Source organism: Bradyrhizobium genomosp. I (2014) (assembly GCF_000261685.1).
Classification (GTDB): domain Bacteria; phylum Pseudomonadota; class Alphaproteobacteria; order Rhizobiales; family Xanthobacteraceae; genus Bradyrhizobium.
The window spans coordinates 30608-51241 of the sequence record NZ_AJQE01000136.1 but is presented as its reverse complement, the minus strand read 5'-3'; the positions used below and the strand labels follow the sequence as shown (position 1 = coordinate 51241).

Sequence of the window (20634 nt, the reverse complement as noted above, 5' to 3'; positions counted from 1 at the left end):
TTTCTCCGCGTTGCGGGAGAGGATGCAAGAACAACACCGGCCGCGTTTCGCGGCCGGCTTCTCCTTGAAGAGTTCGAAAGAATGGCGATCACGCTCTCTGGCGATCAGGCAATCCCCGGCCCGCCCTTGTCGTCGCGGCTGACCCCGGCGCAGGTCTGGGGAATCATCCTGCTCGCGCCCTATCTGCTCGTTTTCCTTGCCTTCGTCGTCTATCCCGTCGGCTACGGGCTGTGGCTGGCGCGGGCCCCGTCAAATTATGTGGCGCTCTACAATGATCCGATCTTTGCGCGCGCCGCGGTCAACACGCTGATCTTCCTGGTCATCGGCATCAACATCAAGATGCTGATCGCGCTGTTCCTGTCCGGCTTCTTCGCCCAGCAGCGCACCTGGATCAAATGGCTCTCGGTGATCTTCATCCTGCCCTGGGCGGTGCCGTCGATCCCGACCATCCTGTCGGTGCGCTTCATGCTCAATCCCGAATGGGGCATGATCAACCACTACATCTTCTCCCTCACCGGCGATGACGGCCCGAACTGGCTGAACGATCCGACGGTGGCGCTGACCATGGCGATCGCCGTGCACATCTGGAAGTCGCTGCCGTTCTGGACGCTGATCCTGATCACCGGCCGCCTTGCGATCTCGCACGATCTGTTCGAGGCCGCCGAGGTCGATGGCGCGAGCTGGTGGCAGAAATTCCGCTTCATCACCTGGCCCTCGATGCAGACGCTCTACGTCACCTGCACGCTGCTCTCGATGATCTGGACGCTCGGCGATTTCAACAGCGTCTACCTGCTCACCGGCGGGGGACCTGCCGACCTCACGCACGTGCTGGCGACGCTCGGCATCCGCTATCTCCGGCTCGACCAGCTCTCGCTGGCGATGGCATCCATCGTCTGCGCGATGCCGTTCGTCCTGCCGCTCGTGTACTTCATGATGAAACGGTTGTCGCGATGAAGCTTCCCTCTCTCCGTGACGTCGCGACCGAAGCGCGGCTGCTGCTGATCGGCATCCCCGTCTTCCTGTGGACGATGATACCGATCTATCACATGTTCCTGTTCGCGATTTCCCCGAAGGAGGACGCGTTCTCGGGCAAGCTGTGGCCGGACCATCCGACGCTGCACAACTTCGAGATCGTGTTCAAGCAGCAGCACTATTTCCTCCGCGATTTCTACGTCCAGTTCTGGAATTCCACGGTGATCGCCGTTTCCGTCGGCGTGCTGACGCTGTTCATCGCGACCGCTGCGGCTTTCTCGATCTCGCGGTTGAAGGTGCCGGGCGGACGCGCCGTGCTGAACCTCGCGCTCTTCACCTACTTCATCCCCGCGGCCTTCCTCGCCGTGCCGATGTACCGCACCATGGGCAATTACGGCCTGCTCAACAATCACTGGTCGCTGATCCTGGCCATGGTGACCATCGCCAGCCCCTACGCGATCTGGGTGCTCAAGCAGGCCTCCGACAAGCTGCCGGTCGAACTGGATGAGGCCGCGGTCATGGACGGCGCCACCACGCTGCAGATCTTCCGCTTGGTCTACCTGCCGCTGATGATGCCTTCGCTGGTCGCGATCGGAACCTATGCCGTGCTGCTGGCCTGGAACGAATATCTCTACGCGTTCCTGTTGCTGTCCAACGACCGCGATATCACCCTCCCCGTCGCACTCGGCAACTTCCTCGCCGCCGACGATTCGCCGTGGGAGCTGCTGATGACCACCGGCTTCATCTACGCGCTGCCGCCGGCCGCGGTCTATTACGCCTTCCGCCGCTACATGGTGGGCGGGCTCACGGCGGGCGCGGTGAAGTCGTAAATGGTGTCACTCCGGGGCGCGCGCAGCGCGAACCCGGAATCTCGAGATTCTCAGGTGCGCAATTGCGCACCGTAGTTCGATGCTTCGCATCGCCCGGAATGACACTTTCCGCTACAGCGGCGCCGCGCTCTCGCCCTGCGAGCTCGACAGTTTCGAAGCGAGCGAAGCGATGACGATGACCACCGCGATCACGGCAATCACCAGCGTGCAGATCGCGTTGATCTCGGGCTTCACCCCGAGCCGCACCTCCGAATAGATGCGGATCGGCAGCGTCGCGGAGCCGGGGCCGGTAGTGAAGCTCGCGATCACGAGATCGTCGAGCGACAGCGTGAAGGCCAGCATCCAGCCGGCAACGATCGCGGGCGCGATCAGCGGCAGCGTCACCGACAGAAAGGCGCGCACCGGGTCGCAGCCAAGGTCCATCGCGGCCTCCTCGAGCGAACGATCGAGCGAGCCGAGGCGGGACTGCACCACCACAGCAACGAAGCACATCGTCAGCGTGGTGTGGGCGATCGTCACCGTCCAGAAGCCGCGCTCCGCGTTTAGGGCGACGAACAGCAGCAGCAGCGACAATCCGGTGATCACCTCAGGCATCACCAGCGGCGCATAGAGCATGCCGGAGAACAGCGTGCGGCCACGAAAGCGCTCGCCGCGCGACAGCGCGACCGCAGCGAGCGTACCGAGCAGCGTCGCGATGGTGGCGGAGGAGACCGCGACCCGCAGGCTCATCCAGGCCGCCTCGATCATGGCGCGGTCATTGAAGAGTTCCTGATACCAGCGCAGCGACCAGCCGCCCCACACCGTCACCAGACGCGAGGCGTTGAAGGAATAGATGACGAGGATGAGGATCGGCAGATAGAGGAACGCCAGGCCCAGCGCGAGCGAGGCGACGTTGAATCGGGACAGACGGGGGATTTTGCGCATAGCCTCAGCGCCCCTGCTCCAGCTGCCGCTTCTGCAGCCGCTCATACAGCAGTAGCGGGACCAGCAGAACCACCAGCAGCACGATGGCCGCGGCGGAGGCAACCGGCCAGTCCTTGTTGGTGAAGAATTCCAGCCACAGGGTCTGGCCGATCATCAGCGAATTGGAGCCGGCCAAAAGGTCTGGAATGACGAACTCGCCGACGATCGGGATGAAACACAACAGCACGCCGGCGCCGATGCCGGGCAGCGACAACGGAAAAGTGACGAGCCAGAACACCTGCCATGGCGGCGCGCCGAGATCGCCGGCCGCCTCCTCCAGCGCCGGCTCCATCTTGGCGAGCGTGGCGTAAAGCGGCAGGATCATGAACGGCAAGTACGAATAGACGATGCCGATATACATCGCGGTGTCGGTGGAAAGCCAAACCACGGGCTGGCTGACCAGATGCAGCGCCAGCAGGATCTGGTTGAGCAGGCCGTCGTGCTGGAGGATGTTGATCCAGGCATAGATGCGGATCAGGAACGAGGTCCAGAACGGCACGATCACCAGCACCATCGCCACCGCCTGCCAGCGTTCTGGTAATCGCGCCATGCCATAGGCGATGGGATAGCCGATCAGGAGCAGCAGCGCGGTCGCCGTGACGGCAACGGTGAGGCTGCGCACATAGGCGAACACGTAGATGTCGTCGGAGACGATCAGCCTGAAATTGTCGATCGAGAGCGCGGCAAAGGCCGTCTTGAGCGCGTCCCATCCCGCCGCCAGGTCGAACACTGGCTCGTAGGGCGGCTGTGCGATCGCCGTCTGTGACAGGCTGATCTTCAACACGAAGGCGAACGGCACCAGGAAGAACAGCACCATCCAGACATAGGGTGCGATCGCGGCAAAGCGCGCCGGTCGCGCGAAGATGCGGCGGGAGCTCATGACAGCAACACCACGCAATCGTCGGGCGTGAACCAGGCGACGACGTGCTGGTTCAGGCTGTAGGCGTCGACGTCGATGCGTGCACTGTTGACGACCGAAGCCTGCACCATCCCGCCGGAATCGAGCTTCACCTTGAAGGTGGTGGTACCGCCGAGGTAGCAGATATCGGCGATGACGCCGTCTAGCCGGTTGATCGCCGTCTCACGACCGGCCTCGCTCACCGGGCCGCGGCGCGACAGCTTCACCTTCTCGGGGCGGATCGCGACCGCCAGTTTTCCTGCGCCGAGCGGTTCGCGCGGCTCGGCCACCACCAGCGCACCCGCATCACGCGTGCCGATGACCAGACGATGACCATCGCGCAATTTGGACTCGCCGTCGAACAGATTAATGTCGCCGACGAACTCCGCGATCCAGCGCGAGCGTGGCGCCTCGTAGAGTTCGCGAGGACTCGCGACCTGGGCGAGCTTGCCGGCCTTCATCACGCCGATCCGACTCGCCATCGTCATCGCCTCCTCCTGATCGTGGGTGACGATGATGAAGGTCATGCCGAGCCGCCGTTGCAGCTCCATCAGCTCGCCTTGCGTGCTCTCGCGCAGCTTCTTGTCCAGCGCGGCGAGCGGCTCGTCGAGCAGCAGCAATTGCGGCCGCCGCGCCAGCGCGCGGGCGAGCGCCACGCGCTGGCGCTGGCCGCCGGAGAGCTGGTCAGGCTTGCGCTTCTCAAGCCCCTCGAGCTTCACCAGCGCGACCATCTCCGCGACGCGGGTGGCGATGTCGGCGCGCGGCATCCCGGCGCGCTTCAGGCCGAAGGCGATGTTGTCGCGCACCGACAGATGCGGGAACAGCGCATAGTTCTGGAACATCATGTTGATCGGACGCTCGTGCGGCAGCGCCTGCGCGATGTCCTTGCCGCCGAGCAGGATGCGCCCCTCGTCCGGCGCCTCGAAGCCGGCAAGCATGCGCAGGAGCGTGGTCTTGCCGCAGCCGCTGGGACCGAGCAGCGCGAAGAACTCGCCGGCCTTGATGTCGAGCGAGACGCCGTCGACGGCGCGGAACGTCCCGAACGTCTTGGCGACGCCTTCGATCCGCAGCAACGGCTGCCCTGCGGCCGGATACGGATCTCCACCGGCCGCATTGGTCGCGGTGTCTGTTCTGGGCAACTCGTCCGTCATGGTCCCCGCCAACCCCGATTCCGCCACACGCTAGCGGCCGATCGTCCCCAGCTCAACCGGTTCGGGATGAATCGTTCACACTTGCCATGAACGCGGCCAGCGCGTCGTGGCCCGCTGCGGGCATGGTCAAACCGAGCTTGGAGCGGCGCCACAGGATGTCGTCGGGGAAGCGAGCCCATTCGCAGTCCATCAGATAGCGCACCTCGGCGCCGGTCAGTTCGGGACCGAAGGCGGGGCCGAGATCGTCGCGGGTCTTGGCCCCGCCGAGCACCGCCGGCAATCGCGAGCCATAGGCCGCGATCAAGCGCTGAGCTTCGGGCTCCGAGAGGAACCGCCAGCGCTCGCGTGCGAGATCGACCTCCGTGTCGAAACGATCCCAGGCAAAGTCGCCGCCGGGCAGCGCCGCGCCGGCGGTCCAGCGCGGCGACATCGGATAGAACGGCGTCAGCTTCGCTATCGCGCGCTCCGCGCGCAGGCGCGATGTCGTGACGTCGCCGCCGAACATCGTGATCAACGGCGCCTTGCGCCGGCGCGCGTGGAACAGGGTCGTGCCGTCACGTCTGCGTGCGGATGCCAGCGTCAGGTTGACGCCGGAGACCGTCCGGACCACGTCGGTCGGGGTAACGCGCTCGCGGAAGTAGCGGCTGGCCGCTTCGCAGAGATAGCTGACATCGGCCCCGGGCATTGCCACGATCGCGGGATCGCCGGTGAAGTCACGAGTCACCGTGCCGATCAGAGTGAAGTCGCGCTCGAACGGACTCGCGAAAATCAGCCGGCCGTCGCTGTGCTGGAAAACGTAGACGTTATCGGACTCGAACAGCCGCGGCACGATGATCTGGCTCATCTGCGTGGCGGCCATGGTCGGCTGGGGTTGCCGCAGCACGGTTTCCGCGACCAGCGGCGTCCAGGCTCCGGTGGCGTTGGCCAGCGCGCGGGTCGTGATCGCGCGGCGATGGCCGCGATCGACCACCGCGAGCCGCCAGACGTCGGTTCTGTCGGCACGCACGCAGCGTGCCCCGGTCCGGATCGCCGCGCCACGTTCGGCCGCATCCAGCGCCGTGAGCACGACGAGGCGGGAATCGTCGATGACGCAGTCCGAATATTCGAACGCGGTGCCGAGCGGACGCTTCAGCGCGTTGCCGACCGGATGGTGGGTGATGTCGAGAGTCGTCGATCCCGGCAGTCCGCTCCGGTCGGCGAGGCTGTCATAGAGGAATAGACCGGCGCGCAGCAGCCACGGTGGACGCTCGTCCGAATGCGCGGGAAGCACGAAGCGCATCGGCCGGACCAGATGCGGCGCGATCCGGAGCCAGGTGCGGCGCTCGGCCAGAGCCCGGCGCACCCGTCGGAAGCCGCGGCGCTCCAGCACCGAGAGATCGCCGTGGATCAGCCGCGGTGTTGCCGACGATGCCGCGCCGCCGAGATCGCCCTGCTCGAACAGAATCACGCGCAGACCGCGGCCGGCCGCATCGCGGGCGAGGCTGACACCGTTCAGGCCGCCGCCGATGATCGCGAGGTCGTAGTCCGCCATGAGGCTGTCGAATGGGAGCGATGTGCCCCATCATCTCTAGCCGGTCTTGAGCGCAAGCTCCATGGTCTCTGTGCGGCCGACGAGGCCGGCATATCTCCCGATCGGCAGCGGCTTGCCGAGCAGATAGCCCTGCACGCCGTCACAGCCCTCCTTGGCGAGGAAGACGAGCTGGTCGACGGTCTCGACACCCTCGGCGATGATCGACATTTCGAGCCCGTGGCCGAGATCGATCACCGCGCGCACGATCGCCGCGGATTGCGGGTTGCGGCCGAGATTGATGATGAAGGCGCGGTCGATCTTGATCTTGTCGAACGGGAATGCCTGGAGATAGCTCAGCGAGGAGTAGCCGCTGCCGAAATCATCCATGGAGATGCGGACACCGAGCGCCTTCAGGCGGCGCAGCAGTGCGAGGCCGCGATCGAAATCCTCGATCAGCACGCCCTCGGTGATTTCGAGCTCGAGCCGGCCCGGGGCAAGGCCCGTCTCGATCAGGATCGAATGGACGAGGCCAACCACGTCACCATGCATGAACTGCGCCGGCGACAGATTGACCGCGACCTGGAGCGGCTTGGGCCAGGATGCCGCCTCGCGGCAGGCCTCGCGCAGGATCCACTCGCCCATCTCGACGATGAGGCCGCTCTCCTCGGCGATCGGGATGAATTCGGCGGGCGAGACCTGGCCACGCACCGGATGCTGCCAGCGCGCCAGCGCCTCGAATCCGATGATCTCGCTCTCGGCGACGCTGTGACCCGCGGCCCCCTGCGGCTGGAAGGCGAGCGAGAGCTCGCCGTTCTTGACCGCCATCGAGAGATCCTGATGCAGCACGCGACGATCGCGGATCTGCTGGTCCATCTCCGGCTGGTAGAGGCTGATCGTGCCGCGCGACTTCTGCTTGGCGCGGAACAGCGCCGCACCGGCATTGGCGAGCAGCGAGGCGCCATCAGTGCCATTGTGCGGGAAGATCGCTATGCCGGTGGTAGCGCCGGCGCGCACCGACCGGCCGTCGATCTGGAACTCCTTAGCGACGGCCTCGCCCAGCTGCTGCGCCAGCGCAAGGCCCGCGTCCGGCTGCTTGCCGTCGATGATAAGACCGAACTCGTCGCCGGACAGGCGCGCCACCACGCCGCCACGCGCGGAGTCCTGGAGCCGATGGGCCACCTCGATCAGGAGCTTGTCGCCGAGCGCATGGCCGAAGACGTCGTTGACCTCCTTGAGCCCGTCGAGGTCGACGCAGAGCACCGCGAACTCCTCGCGGGTTCCTTCGCAGGCCTCGATCATCTGGGTCAGCGCCTGCAGGAAGGCGGCGCGGTTCGGCAGATCGGTGAGGCCGTCGTGATAGGCCATATGCGCCATGCGCGACTCGGTCTGCCGACGGTCGGTGACGTCCTCGTGGGTCTTGATCAGATATTGCGGCTCGCCGGCATCGTTGAGCACTGTGGCGCGGCGGGTGAGGAACAGCCGCAGGCCGTCCTTGGTGGAGATCGGATGCTCCTCGGTGATCATCCCGCGCTTCTTGATCGCGGCCTCATCGCGCGCGATGATCAGCTTGGCTTCCTTGGCGTTGAAGATGTCGGAAGCGGTCAGGCCGGTGGCTTCCTCACGCCTGCGGTTGAGGATCGTCTCCGCGCTGCGGTTGGCGAGCAGATAGCGGCCGTCCTTGACCTGTTCCACGATCAGCGCCACCGGGATGTTGTCGACCACGAGCTCGAGGAACTTCTTGGTGCTCTCCAGCTCCTGCGACAACGAGCGGCGATCGGTGATGTCCTCGAACACGATGAGCAGAAATTCGGGCTTGTTGCTCTCGTTGCGGACCACGATCCGGATCGAGGCGACCATGCGCCGCGCACCGGCGCGGTCGACCTCGAACTCATTGCGGTACTGGCCATCCGGCGCATCGAGCGCCGCCCGGTCGGCCGCCTCGATGCTGGCCGCCGAGCGCGGCGCAAACAGCTCCCGCGCATTCCTGCCGACGGCGAAGTCCCGCGACAATTCCCAGAACCGCTCGTAGGCGCTGTTCGCGAAGATGTAGCGGCCGTCCTCGATGTTCTTGGCCGCCACGCAGGCCGGCACATGGTCGAGCACCGATTCCAGGAATTGCTTGGTGGAGGCAAGCTGCCGCGACAGCTTGCGCTGCTCGCTGACGTCGAGATGCGTCGCCACTGAGCCGCCGTTCGGCAGCACGAAGAATTTCACCAGAATGGCCCGTCCGTCCGGCAGTTCGGTGATCAGGCCGTTGGGGCTTGCCGCGCTCTCGTAGAACTCGTCAACGGACGCGCCGCCGAGCACCCCGCGCCGACGTCGCAGCTCGAGCAGCTCGCGGCCGCTCATCTTGGCCCGGATATGCGACCGTGTCAGGCCGTAGATATCGAGATAGCGATCGTTGCAGAAGATGACGCGGCGCTGGGCATCCGTCATCACCACGCCCTGGTTGAGATTGTTCATGGCGGAGGAGATGAAGGCGTTGCGCCGCAGCTGCAAACGCCTGGACTGGCGCAGCGAGGAATGAATCCACAACGCGACAGCGGCAAGGAACGAGCACACGACGATGCCCGCGATCAGGGCTTCCCAGACCGCGTTGGGAGCGAGCTTGTCGAGGTCGCCCGGAGCGGTGAAGCCGTCTGATACCGCAAGGGCACCCGCAGGCGTGACCGCACCGGCCAGGCACAGAACGGCCTGCACAGCAATCGGAAGCGTGCTGCCCAGTTGCCAGTTCTTCTCAGCCATCAGCCACCCGCGATTTCAACGTCGGATTGTCTGGCCTCGCGGGTTTGGATCGGGTAAACGCCTGTACGCGCAACAGAAAAATGTGACGCCAAATACGGCAATTGCCCTGACATGATAAATGCTTCCTTAACGGAAAACGATCCCGCGCCCTCGTTCCCGGGTCCATTGCCACCGGCGCTTCCGGCGGACATCCTGCACCACCATGGATAAGGTCGATTGCATCGTCATCGGAGCCGGCGTGGTCGGGCTCGCGGTGGCCCGGAAGCTCGCCCAGGCCGGGCGCGAGGTCATCGTGCTCGAGGAAGCCGAGGCCATCGGCACCATTACTTCCTCGCGCAACAGCGAGGTGATCCATGCCGGCATCTACTACCGCGCCGGGAGCTGGATGGCGCGCATGTGCGTCAGCGGCAAGCACGCGCTCTACCGCTATTGCGCCGAGCGCGGCATCCCCCACAAGAATTGCGGCAAGCTGATCGTCGCGACCAATGCGAAGGAAACCGAGAAGCTGCAATTGATCAAGGCGCACGCCGAGGCCAATGGCGTGCTCGACATGCAGCTGCTCACGGGCGAGGCGGCACGCGCGCTGGAGCCGGCGCTCGCCTGCGATGCCGCGCTGCTCTCGCCCTCGACCGGGATCATCGACAGCCACGCCTACATGCTCTCGCTGCGCGGCGAGGCCGAGGACGCCGGCGCGGCCTTCGCGTTTCACACCCCGCTGATCCGCGCCAAGGCGACGGCCGGCGTCGTCGAGGTCGAGGCCGGCGGCGAGGCGCCGATGACGTTGCAATGCAGCCTCCTCGTCAACGCCGCCGGGCTGTCGGCGACGACGGTGGCGCGCAACATCGACGGCATGCCGCTGGACCGGATTCCGCCGGCCTATCTCGCCAAGGGAAACTACTTCAGCTGCAACGCCAAGGCGCCGTTCTCGCACCTGATCTATCCGGTGCCCGAACCCGGCGGGCTAGGAGTACATCTGACCCTGGACATGGCAGGGCAGGCACGCTTCGGGCCCGACGTCGAGTGGATCGAGGCGATCAACTACGAGGTCGATCCGTCACGCGCCGAGCGCTTCTATCCGGCGATCCGCAAGTACTGGCCGACGCTGCCCGACGGGGCGCTGATGCCGAGCTATTCGGGCATCCGCCCGAAGATCGTGCCGCCGGCGGTGGCCACGCAGGACTTTTTGATGCAGGGCCCGCGCGATCACGGCGTCGCAGGCTTGATCAACCTGTTCGGTATCGAATCCCCGGGGCTGACGTCGTCGCTCGCGATCGCCGACCACGTCGCCGAACTCGCAGACATCTAGAGCGTTTTCGAGCGAAGTGGATACCGGCTGGCGTCAAGACAACGCATCCAGACAAGGCAGGCGCCGCGCGAGCATCTTGCGCGGTTTGACCTTGCGGCAGGGATGAGCACGAACGCTTTCATCCCTGCGTGAAAGGATGTGATCAACTCTACGCTATTACGGGGGCTGCTAGTGGAGCGTATCGCCTTGCTTCAGACGCTCGATCTGGTCCTTGACCATCAACTTCCGGCGCTTCAATTCAACAATTTGCAGGTCGTCTGTTGAAAGGTGCACGAGAGCTTCGTGCAATTCGTTTTCGAGAAGTTTGTGCTTCCGTTCCAATTCAACAAGATGTGCCTGAATTGTCATTCGAAACCTCCTCGGTAGGGTTGAACCTCAGGATTCGATCCGGACGAACAAGTCTACATCACCGATTCGTCCTGTCGATGGGTATCCGTCGTCGCAGCGTCATTTTTGAAAGTTCATGTGCAACGAAGCGTGACTAAGGGAACCACGCGGGAAAAATCCATGATATCAATGCGCCTGCGCAACGCCGCAGCTACCTGCAGAAATATGCTGCGGGAGATCGGCGGGCGAGGGTCGCAGATCGCTTGCGATCACGCTGCGCAAGGACGATAATTTCCACAGGGCATCCACAGCCCAGATCTCACGCCTATCGGCTTTTGGCCACCGCAGACATGACCAATGAAGACGAGCGTGAGCTCGAAGCCGAGCTCACCCGGTTGCAGCAGGAACACCGAGATCTCGACGCAGCGATCGATGCATTGCATCAATCGCCAGCCCCCGACCTATTGCGGTTACAGCGGCTGAAGAAGCGCAAGCTGTTGTTGCGTGACCGCATAGCGTTCATCGAAGACCAGATTACCCCCGATATCATAGCCTGATCCGCGAGCCGGCCTCGCTGCGGCTCAGCCGCAGGAATCGCTTGACTCAAAAAGAACAAAATAGGAACATTCCAGAGAACCCAACTCCTCAGAAGACCAAGCCCACGACACGAGGACAACGCAGATGTCGGCAACGCCCCTTCTCGACAACAGCCATTATGAACAGGCCTGTGATCAGGCGATCGCGATGTGCGACGGCAATCTGCGCAGCACGATCAAGGCGCTGATCATGGCCAATGAATATCTCGAAGCCGAGTTGGACGAATTGCAGGCGGCGATTTCCGCCGGCTGTGTTCCGGAAACTTCGCTCGGCAGGATGCGGGGCGGAACCAGCGCCGCCTGAGTTTCATCTTTGGAGCAACGCCATGTCGGATGTGACCTATTACGTTGCAATGCCCTTCTTGATCGATGCCGACGGCTCGCCGGTCGCGGGCACTGCCGAGGAATGCCAGAGCTCGGCCGCCGCGCTGCGACGCGCCGAGATATTGGCACACGGTGCCGGCCACATCGGCGCGGTCGCGTTCAGCCGCAGCGGCGATCCCATGACCGGCGAATTCGGCGACGCCAAGCTGCTGCGTAAATTCGGCAGCGTGCCGGAAGATCTGGGGACACTGTAAGTTCAGCCCCTGCCGATCAGCCTGATCCGCGGCTCGTGCCGCCGACACGCCTTGCGCACGTACATGGCGGCATCCGCCTCCTCCAGGGCGCGGCCGGCGTCGGACTGCGCCCCCAGCAGCGCGACGCCGGCGGAGGCGCCCGCGGTCACGTGTTGGCCGCGAAAGACGAAGGACAATTCGTCGATCGCCTGCTCGAAAGCCGCGGCCTTCGCCTTGGCATCGGTCTCGGTGAGATTCCAGAGCAGCAGCGCGAATTCGTCGCCGCCGAGCCGGCCAACCACGTCAGAGGCGCGGACCTGCCGCGTCAGCGTGGCGACGATCGCCTTGAGCACCTCGTCGCCGGCGGCATGACCGAATGAATCGTTGATCGGCTTCAGCCGATCGACGTCGAGCACGATCAGCGCCCCGCTGGCGCGGTAGCGCTTCATATAGGCGATGGCGCGCGCGAGCTCGCGCTCGAAGCCGCGCCGGTTGGGAATCGCGAGCAGGAAATCGGTGTCGGCCGCAGCTTCCAGTTCCGCGACCCGGCGCTGCGCCTCCCTGAGCTTGGTCCGCAAGCCCCGGATTGTCGCCCTGACGTCCCTGGCTCCATCATCGCCCGACGCGGCACGCCGCGGCGGCCTCGCCGGACGCCCGGTCAGCCGCTTGAGGGCGGCTTTGGATCGGTCGGTGCTGGTCTTCCGGCCCGTTTTGGCCTTCGCAGCACTCGCCCTTCTTGGTTTCTTCATGGGCACCTGCTCAATGAAGGCTTGCGGGGATTCACCAAGACAGGATAGTGGATTCCCTTCTCCTTGCCACCGCCTTGCGAGCCGCCGGCCGGAACCGTTAATCTGGCCCATCATTCTGTTTTTCCGGACACAATTGACGTCATGACCGCGCCGATCGCCATCATCATGGGAAGCCAGTCGGACTGGGACACGATGCGGCATGCCGCCGACACGCTCGAAGCGCTCGGAATTGCCGCCGACAGCCGCGTCGTCTCGGCACACCGCACCCCCGACCGGCTGTTTTCTTTCGCCAAGGGCGCCAAGGCTGCGGGTTACAAGGTCATCATTGCCGGCGCCGGTGGCGCTGCACACCTGCCCGGCATGGCGGCGGCGTTGACGGAACTCCCCGTATTCGGCGTTCCCGTCGAATCCAAGACGCTCAAGGGCGTCGATTCGCTCTATTCGATCGTCCAGATGCCAGCGGGCATTCCGGTCGGCACCCTCGCCATCGGCAAGGCCGGAGCGATCAACGCCGCGCTGCTTGCAGCCGCCGTGCTGGCATTGTCCGACCCGGCCTTGTCCGATCGCCTCGCCGCCTGGCGCAAGGCGCAGACTGAGGCGGTCGCCGAGCGCCCGGAGGACAAGGCGTGACCGACACCAGGCACGTGAAGCTGAAGCCCGGCGACACCATCGGAATCCTCGGCGGCGGACAATTGGGCCGAATGCTGGCCATGGCTGCGGCCCGGCTCGGCCTGCGCTGCCAGGTGTTCTCGCCCGATCCGGACTCGCCGGCCTTCGACGTTGTGCTGAACGCAACCTGCGCCGAATATGCCGATGTCGAAGCGCTCGAGCTGTTCGCGAGCGACGTCGACGTCATCACCTACGAATTCGAGAACGTGCCTGCAGCGGCCGCGATGGTGCTGGATGCCCGCCGCCCGGTGCTGCCCAACCGCAGGATCCTCGAGACCACCCAGGACCGGCTTGCCGAGAAGGATTTCGTCACGCGGCTCGGCATCGGCACCGCAGCCTATGCCGACGTCACCTCCGTCTCCTCGCTGCGCGAGGCGATCGCCAGGATCGGGCTTCCGGCCGTGCTGAAAACCCGCCGCTTCGGTTATGACGGCAAGGGCCAGGCCATCATCCGCGAGGGCGATGACATCGCGAAGGTTTGGACCAGCCTCGCCACCAAATCGGCGATCCTGGAGGCCTTTGTGCCGTTCGAGCGCGAGATCTCCGTGATTGCCGCACGCTCGGCCGCAGGCGAGGTCGAATGCTTCGACGTCACCGAGAACGAGCACCGCGATCACATTCTGAAGATATCCCGCGCGCCCGCGCCGATCCCGGATGCGCTCGCCGAGGAGGCGCGCAGCATCGCCGGCAAGATCGCGGGCGCGCTCGACTATGTCGGCGTGCTCGCTGTCGAGATGTTCGTGCTCTCCAATGGCACCGGACCGAAGGTGCTGGTCAACGAGATCGCTCCGCGCGTGCACAATTCCGGACACTGGACGCTCGATGGCGCCTCCGTCTCGCAGTTCGAGCAGCACATCCGCGCCATCGCCGGCTGGCCGCTCGGCAAGCCCCTGCGCCACGGCGAGATCGTCACCATGACCAACCTGATCGGCGACGAGATCAACGACTACGAAAACTGGCTGAGCGTGCCGGGCGCGACCGTGCACATCTACGGCAAGGGCACGCCGCGCCCCGGCCGCAAGATGGGCCACGTCACCCAGGTACACCCCACCACAGGCAAGTAGCGGGACCGCAGCGTCGACCTGCGATCCCGCCTTGCGATCATGCCGTCTTCACGCCCGCGACGACGCCGGTGGGCTCCTCGCTGAGCCAGCGATAGATCACCCCGCCCAGCGCGCCGCCAATCAGCGGAGCAACCCAGAACAGCCAGAGCTGCGACAGCGCCCAGCCGCCGACGAACAGTGCCGGGCCCGTGCTGCGCGCCGGGTTCACCGAGGTGTTGGTGACGGGGATGCTGACGAGATGGATCATCACCAGCGCGAGCCCGATCGCGAGCGGTGCGAAGCCCGCCGGCGCGCGGCCATGGGTGGCACCCATGATGATGAACAGGAACATCATGGTCATCACCACCTCGGTGAGGAAGCACACGATCATGCTGTACTGGCCAGGCGAATGCGCGTCATAGCCGTTGGAAGCAAAGCCCTTGCCGACGTCGAATCCCGGTGCCCCGCTCGCGATGACATAGAGGAGCGACGCGGCAACGATCGCCCCCGCCACCTGGGCGATCACGTAAGGCAGGACCTGACCCGCCGGAAAGCGGCCACCGGCCGCGAGACCAACCGTGACGGCCGGGTTGAGATGGCAGCCCGAGATGTGGCCGATCGCATAGGCCATGGTCACCACGCTCAGTCCGAAGGCGAGGGAGACGCCGACCAGGCCGATGCCGACCTGGGGAAAGCCGGCAGCGATCACTGCACTTCCGCAGCCAGCGAATGTGAGCCAGAAGGTGCCGATGGCTTCGGCAGCATATTTTTTCATGTCCATTGTGGTCCCCTGATTTCAAGGATTCCGGAACAAAGCTCCGGTCGCGGCCTCGCCCTCGGCGTCGAATCGCCCAAATCGGGGCCGCACGGGGGTATTTTTGCCGCATTTAATGGCCGAACTTGGCCCGAAAAGCCGCTTGGCCGGTGGACATCTCGGGTTTTGTCTGGTACATCCGCGCGCTCAAGGTTAAGGGCTTGCGCGTTTTGCCATCCCCTTATGACTTACCAGAATTCAAATCCGATCCACCTGAAGAGGATGCCGCGTGCAGGTTCTCGTTCGCGATAACAATGTCGATCAAGCCCTCAAGGCGCTGAAGAAGAAGATGCAGCGCGAGGGAATTTTCCGCGAGATGAAGCTCCGCGGACATTACGAGAAGCCCTCCGAGAAGAAGGCCCGCGAAAAGGCCGAAGCCGTGCGCCGCGCGCGCAAGCTGGCCCGCAAGAAGCTGCAGCGCGAAGGCCTGCTGCCGATGAAGCCGAAGCCGGTGTTCGGCGCAGGCCCGGGCGGTGATCGCGGCGGTCGTGGCGGCCCCGGTGCAGGTCCGCGCGGACCGCGCTGATTTGCCGAAGCTGTAAAGACCTCGGCTTTCGATAACGCGGGCCCTTGGCCCGCGTTATTGTTTGAGAGCGGTGCCTTTCTGGGACGGGGCACTGTCGACGCGGCGCCAAAGTGCGATGAGATTGGAGAAATGGTCGTCGCGTTTTAGGCTGTTGTTTGAGCGTGATCTCCGCGCAAGCGCGTTCCGCGTTTGTCGCGAGGGAAAACCGCGGCACACTCTTCCGGATCATGCTCTAGCGCGAGCGAACCGTAGATGGCTTCCCCTTTTCCTCAGCGCAGCTTGGCGCCAGGACGCCGGATCTGGCAGCAGCCGCTCGCGCTGGCCTTGATGGGGATCGCACTGTGCGGCTGCTCCTTCGATCTGGGATCGCTGATCCCGGAGAAGGACAAGCCGCAGGAAGCGCCCAAGGCGGCCGCGCCCGCCGAGAGCGCGGTGAGCGCCGGCAACGTCACCGAAGCTCAGGCTCTCACCGCCAAGGCCCAGTCCCTGGCGAAGTCAGGCGAGACCGCGGCGGCGCTCGACGAGTTCAATCGCGCGGTCGGGCTCGATCCCTACAATGCGCAGGCACTTTACGGCCGCGCCCTGATCTACCAGGGCAAGAACCAGCACGAATTCGCGATCGCCGATTTCAGCGCCGCGAGCGGGCTCAACCCGCAGAAGGTCGAGCCGCTGCTCGGCCGCGCCACCAGCTATCTCGCGCTCGGCAAGGTCAAGGAGGCCGCAGCCGATCTCGATGAAGCCTCCGAGGCCGATCCGCAAAACGTCCAGGTCTGGACCACGCGCGGACAGGCCTATGAGCGGCTCGGCGACAGGGCTAAGGCGGCAGCGTCCTACACCAGGGCCGTCGCGCTTCGTCCACGCGATGACGCCGCCCGCAGCGGCCTCGCCCGCGTCGGCGGCTGACGGTTCGGCCGCAGCGCGGACGCAGTCCTAGTCGGGGGTGGTGCCTTTCGGCAGAACGGAGTTGAACATCGACTTCATGCCCGAGAGCATCTCGTCGGCGACATTGGCCTTCTTCGGCCGTGGCATGGAGGCACCAGCATCGGCACGCAGGTCGAGCGGGGGCGCGATTGCCGGCACGGGAATGTCAGCCGGTGGTGTCAACCGATTCGGATCGTCGCTGCTGACCGAGGCCGTGTAGGGCGGATTGGAGCCACCATCGCCATAGGCCTCGGACGAGGGCGTCGATACCGTGATCGGCGGCGGCAGCGGTCGGACCGTGGACGGCTCCATACTAACGACCCGAGGGGCCTCCGGCGCGCGGGCGGCTTCCCGCACCGCAGGCTCCGCGGACCTCTCTGCTGGCTTGGCCTCGGACGACCTGACCTCGACAGGCTTGGTTTCGGAAGATCTGGCCTCGGCAGCAGACCTGCCCTCAGGCGACTTGCGCAGGCGCTCGATCGCAGCACGGACGAGATCGTTGGCATCAGGGGTTGCGGCCGGAGCGGCTGCTGACGCCGAATTGGCCTCGACCACCGGGGCAGCGGGAGCAGGTGCGGCGACGGCCGGGGTGGTCGCCGGCGTGGATTTGGCGACCGCCTTTTCACGGATGGACGGCTTGGCACGCGGGCCGGTCTCGGCCGGCGTCACATCCGCAGCCTTCTCAGCAGCCTTCTCAGCAGCCTTGGGCTCCCCAGTCTTGGGCTCCCCAGTCTTGGGCTCCCCAGCGGGCCGATGATCGGCCGCCTTGTCGGCCGCCGGCTTGTCCGTCACGCTCTTCTCGGAGATCCCCTTGGCCTTGACGCCGGGCGCGGGGAGGTTGGCTACAGCTGCCGGCTTGCCGTTCTGGCCGGCATCGGCCGGCGCAACCACGGCAGCGGGGGCATCGGCCGCCGGCCTGGCGTTAATGTAATGATTGACGATGTACGCCCCGATGATCGTCGCGAGCACCGAGGGGAAAATATCCATCGAAATTTTAGCGAGGTATTTCAGCATTCCGGCCACTCCCCGCGCGATCTGATGCGGGAACTTTAGGGCATTGTGAGGGATCAACTGCGACGGATCAATGGCAAACGGTAACGCCGGACTTACGGCTTCAGCTCGATCTCAAGGAACACGATCTCGGTTGAGGTTTCGTTAAGTACGTCGTGTTGAACGCCGGCCTTGCGGAAGTAGGATTTTCCGGAGGCGAGCTGCGCCTTGGAGCGCTCGCCATTGGGCGCCACGATGGTCATCTCGCCGGCGACGACGGGAACAATCACATAATCCATCCCGTGGGTGTGATGCCCGGTCGCGCTGCCCGGGGCGAGCCGCCATTCGGTCACCCGGACCTCCTCATTGTCGATCTGAACCTCGGACTTGGCGGCAAGCATCGGAACTCTCCTTTTGCGCCTCAGGGCACGAAAACCATGAACACGTAGACGGCAAATACCACCATATGCACCAGTCCGAACAGGACATTGGTCCTGCCCGTGCCGAAGGTGAGCATGCTCAGGAAGAAGGTCAGGAGCAGAAGTACGCTGCCCTGGGCGCTGAGGCCGAGCTCGAGCTCCTTGTCGAGCGCGTAGGTGGCGACGCCGACGGCGGGGATGGTCAGGCCGATGGTCGCCAGCGAGGACCCGAGGGCCAGATTGATGCTCTTCTGGAGATCGTTCCTGCGCGCCGCCGCGATGGCCGCGACACCCTCCGGCATCAGGATCAGCAGCGCGACCAGAAGGCCGGCGAAGGCCGGCGGCGCGCCGATTGTGGCGCCGACGGCATCGACCACCAGCGAGAACTTCTTGGCCAGCAGCACGACCGCCAGAAGCGACACCAGGAGCAGCACCACGGTGAGCGCGAGCGCCCCGATCGAAAGGTGCACCTCCCCGCCCTCGCCCTCCGCCCGTTCATGAACGAAGTAGTCCTTGTGCAGAACGGTCTGGGTGTAGAGAAACACCGCATAGAGCGCGAGCGTGACCACATCGACGAAGCCGAGCTGAACCGCCGAATAGATCGGCCCCGGCGCCGTGGTCGTGTAGTTCGGCATGATCAGCGTGATGGTCGCGAGCGCGAACAGCACGCTGAGATAGACGTTGGCGCCGGAGAGCTGAAAACCCTGCTCGCGATAGCGCAGGCCGCCGATGAAGATGCAGAGGCCGACGAGGCCGTTGCAGACGATCATGACCACGGCGAACACGGTGTCGCGCGCCAGTGCCGGCGCGGGCTTGTCGCCCAGCATGATCGTGGTGATCAGCGCCACCTCGATGATGGTCACCGAGAGCGTCAGCACCAGCGTGCCATAGGGTTCGCCGACCCGCTCCGCGATCACTTCGGCATGATGAACCGCAGCGAATACCGTCCCGAACAGGATAGCCAGAAGGACGGTAGCAAAGACGAGCCCGCCAAACGACAGCGTGAACACATAGTCCGTCGCGCTGACGGCCGCGAACAACAGCACGGCCAGCGCCGGGAAGATCCAGGCCGAACGGGGCATCGGATTATGCGCGCTCATCCACGGCTCCAGTCTCGGCATGATCCGGAAAAGCATGGTGCGGTTTTCCGACAAGATCATGCATAATCGAAAGCCCGAGCTGCGATGAAAATTCACCGCAACTCGGCCGAGCAGTAGCAAATCGGCCGGCAGATTCAATGCCAGTGCAGGATCGGAGCGACCGGCAGCAACGTCAGCAGCAGGAACAGAGGGATCAGCACGGCGCCGGCGCGCAAGAAATATCCGAAGAAGCTGGGCATCTCGATGCCATTCTCGCTGGCGATGCTGCTGACCATGAAGTTCGGCGCGTTGCCGATATAGGTGAGCGCTCCCATGTAGACCGCCCCCATCGAGATCGAGGCGAGCGTGCCCGAGAGCTCGTGCATCAGCACCTGCGGGTCGCCGCCGGCGAGTTCGAAGAACAACAGATAGGTCGGAGCATTGTCGAGGAACGCGGACATCAGGCCGGTGAACCAGAAATAGACGACCTCACGCGGCGCGCCGTTCGGCCCCGTCACGGCGGAGAGCAGCCATGCGAACGCACCGTCATGGCCGGCATTGAGCATGGCAATGACCGGGATGATGGCGACGAAGATGCCGGCGAACAGCTTCGCGACCTCGCGGATGGGCTCCCAGGTGAAGCCGTTGGCCTGCCTGTGCTCGTCGGGCGTGAGCCACACCGACAGCGCCGCAATGGCCAGCAGCGCCAGATTGCGGACGACGTCCTCCAGGTCCAGCCTGGTGCCGAGAATGTCGAAGGCTACGCCGGGCTTCCACATCGCCGAGGCCAGCAGGCTCGCAACGATGGCCGCGATCAGCACCAGATTGACGAGGCCGCGGATGCGAACCGGCTGTGCAGGGCCGGCGTCCTCGGGCGGCGGCTCGCTGCGGAAATGCCAGACGTCGACGGCGATGAAGATCGCGAGCAGCAGTCCTGCCACAATCGCGGTCTGCAACCAGATGGTTCGCGTGGTCCAGAAGAAGTCGACGCCGTGCAGGAATCCGACGAAGAGCGGCGGATCGCCGAGCGGGCTCAGCGCGCCGCCGACATTGGCAACCAGGATGATGAAGAAGACGACGACATGGGTGTTGTGACGGCGCAGCCGGTTGGCGCGGATCAAGGGGCGGATCAGGATCATCGCGGCGCCCGTGGTGCCGACGAGGCTCGCCCCGAACGTGCCGAGCGCGAGGATGACGACGTTGGTCGCCGGCGTCGCCTTGATGTCCCCGGTGATAAGGACGCCGCCGGCCACGACATAGAGCGAGAACAGCAGCACGATGAAGCCGAGATATTCGGCGAGCATGGCATGAACGAGCGCCGCGAGCGCCGCCATGCTCCCCGCAAACATGACGAGCGAGCCAAGCGCGAGCAGCGACCAGGCCGCGGCGATCTTGCCGTAATGATGATGCCAGATCTTCTGGAACAGCAGCGGTCCCAGTGCGATCGACAGCAACAGGCCGGCAAAGGGCAGCGCATAGGGCCAGCGCATCGCCGCGCCGTCGAGCCCGGTTGCGGCCCACGCCTGATGCGGCAACAACATGAGGATGGCGGCTAGGGTTGGGCTCCGG

At 64.9% G+C, this 20634-nt stretch carries 22 protein-coding genes; 10 read left to right on the top strand and 12 right to left on the bottom strand.

The annotated features are described in order from the left end of the window. The first annotated feature begins 81 nt into the window (after positions 1-81). Both IC50_RS12825 and IC50_RS12820 read left to right on the top strand, forming a co-directional pair. Positions 82-954, top strand: coding sequence for a carbohydrate ABC transporter permease (locus tag IC50_RS12825; protein WP_035704723.1), 873 nt, complete (start codon positions 82-84; stop codon positions 952-954). Beyond that, a complete protein-coding gene (locus IC50_RS12820) occupies positions 951-1802 on the top strand; it encodes a carbohydrate ABC transporter permease (RefSeq protein ID WP_035704721.1) in 852 nt (283 codons plus the stop codon). The genes IC50_RS12825 and IC50_RS12820 overlap by 4 nt, the downstream gene beginning before the upstream one ends. A gap of 111 nt (positions 1803-1913) precedes the next feature. Here the strand turns inward: IC50_RS12820 and IC50_RS12815 are convergent, their stop codons facing one another. Genes IC50_RS12815 through IC50_RS12795 form a run of 5 tightly spaced genes read right to left on the bottom strand, consistent with a single transcriptional unit; the run spans position 1914 to position 9069 of the window. Then, the gene (locus IC50_RS12815; protein WP_035704719.1) at positions 1914-2726 is read right to left on the bottom strand and encodes an ABC transporter permease; all 813 of its coding nucleotides are present in this window, start codon (positions 2724-2726) and stop codon (positions 1914-1916) included. Positions 2727-2730: 4 nt separating this feature from the next. Beyond that, a complete protein-coding gene (locus IC50_RS12810; protein ID WP_035704718.1) occupies positions 2731-3645 on the bottom strand; it encodes an ABC transporter permease in 915 nt (304 codons plus the stop codon). Next, positions 3642-4814 (bottom strand): ABC transporter ATP-binding protein, encoded by a 1173-nt coding sequence (locus IC50_RS12805; protein WP_035704717.1) that lies wholly within the window; start codon positions 4812-4814, stop codon positions 3642-3644. Before IC50_RS12805 ends, IC50_RS12810 begins: the two co-directional genes overlap by 4 nt. Before the next feature lie 52 nt (positions 4815-4866). Then, positions 4867-6345 carry a glycerol-3-phosphate dehydrogenase gene (locus IC50_RS12800; RefSeq protein WP_035704716.1) on the bottom strand — a complete coding sequence of 493 codons (1479 nt, stop codon included), beginning with the start codon at positions 6343-6345 and terminating at the stop codon, positions 4867-4869. A 36-nt stretch (positions 6346-6381) separates the two neighbouring features. Continuing rightward, on the bottom strand, positions 6382-9069 hold the full coding sequence (locus IC50_RS12795) for a sensor domain-containing protein (RefSeq protein ID WP_035704715.1): 2688 nt from the start codon (positions 9067-9069) through the stop codon (positions 6382-6384). Between the two features lie 202 nt (positions 9070-9271). Here IC50_RS12795 and IC50_RS12790 point away from each other — a divergent pair, with 202 nt between their 5' ends. After that, positions 9272-10375 carry an NAD(P)/FAD-dependent oxidoreductase gene (locus IC50_RS12790; RefSeq protein WP_035704714.1) on the top strand — a complete coding sequence of 368 codons (1104 nt, stop codon included), beginning with the start codon at positions 9272-9274 and terminating at the stop codon, positions 10373-10375. 168 nt (positions 10376-10543) lie between these two features. Here IC50_RS12790 and IC50_RS12785 read toward each other — a convergent pair whose 3' ends face one another. Further along, positions 10544-10723, bottom strand: coding sequence for a YdcH family protein (locus IC50_RS12785; protein WP_025034152.1), 180 nt, complete (start codon positions 10721-10723; stop codon positions 10544-10546). A gap of 329 nt (positions 10724-11052) precedes the next feature. Between IC50_RS12785 and IC50_RS12780 the strand changes: the two genes are divergently transcribed. From IC50_RS12780 to IC50_RS12770, 3 genes are all read left to right on the top strand, one after another. Next, complete coding sequence (locus IC50_RS12780) at positions 11053-11259, top strand: YdcH family protein (RefSeq protein ID WP_008546179.1); 207 nt, start codon at positions 11053-11055, stop codon at positions 11257-11259. 124 nt (positions 11260-11383) lie between these two features. Next, complete coding sequence (locus IC50_RS12775; RefSeq protein WP_035704711.1) at positions 11384-11602, top strand: hypothetical protein; 219 nt, start codon at positions 11384-11386, stop codon at positions 11600-11602. A gap of 22 nt (positions 11603-11624) precedes the next feature. Beyond that, on the top strand, positions 11625-11876 hold the full coding sequence (locus tag IC50_RS12770; RefSeq protein ID WP_035704709.1) for a hypothetical protein: 252 nt from the start codon (positions 11625-11627) through the stop codon (positions 11874-11876). A 2-nt stretch (positions 11877-11878) separates the two neighbouring features. Here the strand turns inward: IC50_RS12770 and IC50_RS12765 are convergent, their stop codons facing one another. Then, positions 11879-12604, bottom strand: a complete 726-nt coding sequence (locus IC50_RS12765) for a GGDEF domain-containing protein (protein WP_035704708.1) — start codon at positions 12602-12604, stop codon at positions 11879-11881. Positions 12605-12745: 141 nt separating this feature from the next. On the opposite strand from IC50_RS12765, the gene purE reads away from it, so the two are divergent. Next, a complete protein-coding gene (gene purE / locus IC50_RS12760) occupies positions 12746-13234 on the top strand; it encodes a 5-(carboxyamino)imidazole ribonucleotide mutase (protein ID WP_035704706.1) in 489 nt (162 codons plus the stop codon). Then, positions 13231-14337: a 5-(carboxyamino)imidazole ribonucleotide synthase gene (locus IC50_RS12755; protein ID WP_035704704.1), complete on the top strand. Its 1107-nt coding sequence runs from the start codon at positions 13231-13233 to the stop codon at positions 14335-14337. Before purE ends, IC50_RS12755 begins: the two co-directional genes overlap by 4 nt. A 37-nt stretch (positions 14338-14374) precedes the next feature. On the opposite strand, the gene aqpZ is transcribed toward IC50_RS12755, so the two are convergent. Further along, positions 14375-15097: an aquaporin Z gene (aqpZ, locus tag IC50_RS12750; protein ID WP_035704703.1), complete on the bottom strand. Its 723-nt coding sequence runs from the start codon at positions 15095-15097 to the stop codon at positions 14375-14377. A 262-nt stretch (positions 15098-15359) separates the two neighbouring features. Here aqpZ and rpsU point away from each other — a divergent pair, with 262 nt between their 5' ends. Then, positions 15360-15656, top strand: a complete 297-nt coding sequence (gene rpsU / locus IC50_RS12745) for a 30S ribosomal protein S21 (protein WP_008546194.1) — start codon at positions 15360-15362, stop codon at positions 15654-15656. 252 nt (positions 15657-15908) lie between these two features. Beyond that, a complete protein-coding gene (locus IC50_RS12740) occupies positions 15909-16559 on the top strand; it encodes a tetratricopeptide repeat protein (protein ID WP_035704702.1) in 651 nt (216 codons plus the stop codon). A 27-nt stretch (positions 16560-16586) separates the two neighbouring features. Here IC50_RS12740 and IC50_RS12735 read toward each other — a convergent pair whose 3' ends face one another. The 4 genes from IC50_RS12735 to IC50_RS12720 form a co-directional block, all read right to left on the bottom strand. Further along, the gene (locus IC50_RS12735; RefSeq protein ID WP_035704701.1) at positions 16587-17591 is read right to left on the bottom strand and encodes a hypothetical protein; all 1005 of its coding nucleotides are present in this window, start codon (positions 17589-17591) and stop codon (positions 16587-16589) included. A gap of 92 nt (positions 17592-17683) precedes the next feature. Beyond that, a complete protein-coding gene (locus IC50_RS12730) occupies positions 17684-17968 on the bottom strand; it encodes a cupin domain-containing protein (RefSeq protein WP_035704700.1) in 285 nt (94 codons plus the stop codon). Between the two features lie 20 nt (positions 17969-17988). Further along, positions 17989-19086 (bottom strand): calcium:proton antiporter, encoded by a 1098-nt coding sequence (locus IC50_RS12725; protein ID WP_035704737.1) that lies wholly within the window; start codon positions 19084-19086, stop codon positions 17989-17991. Positions 19087-19220: 134 nt separating this feature from the next. After that, positions 19221-20606 (bottom strand): sodium:proton antiporter, encoded by a 1386-nt coding sequence (locus tag IC50_RS12720; RefSeq protein WP_081492426.1) that lies wholly within the window; start codon positions 20604-20606, stop codon positions 19221-19223. Positions 20607-20634: the final 28 nt, after the last annotated feature.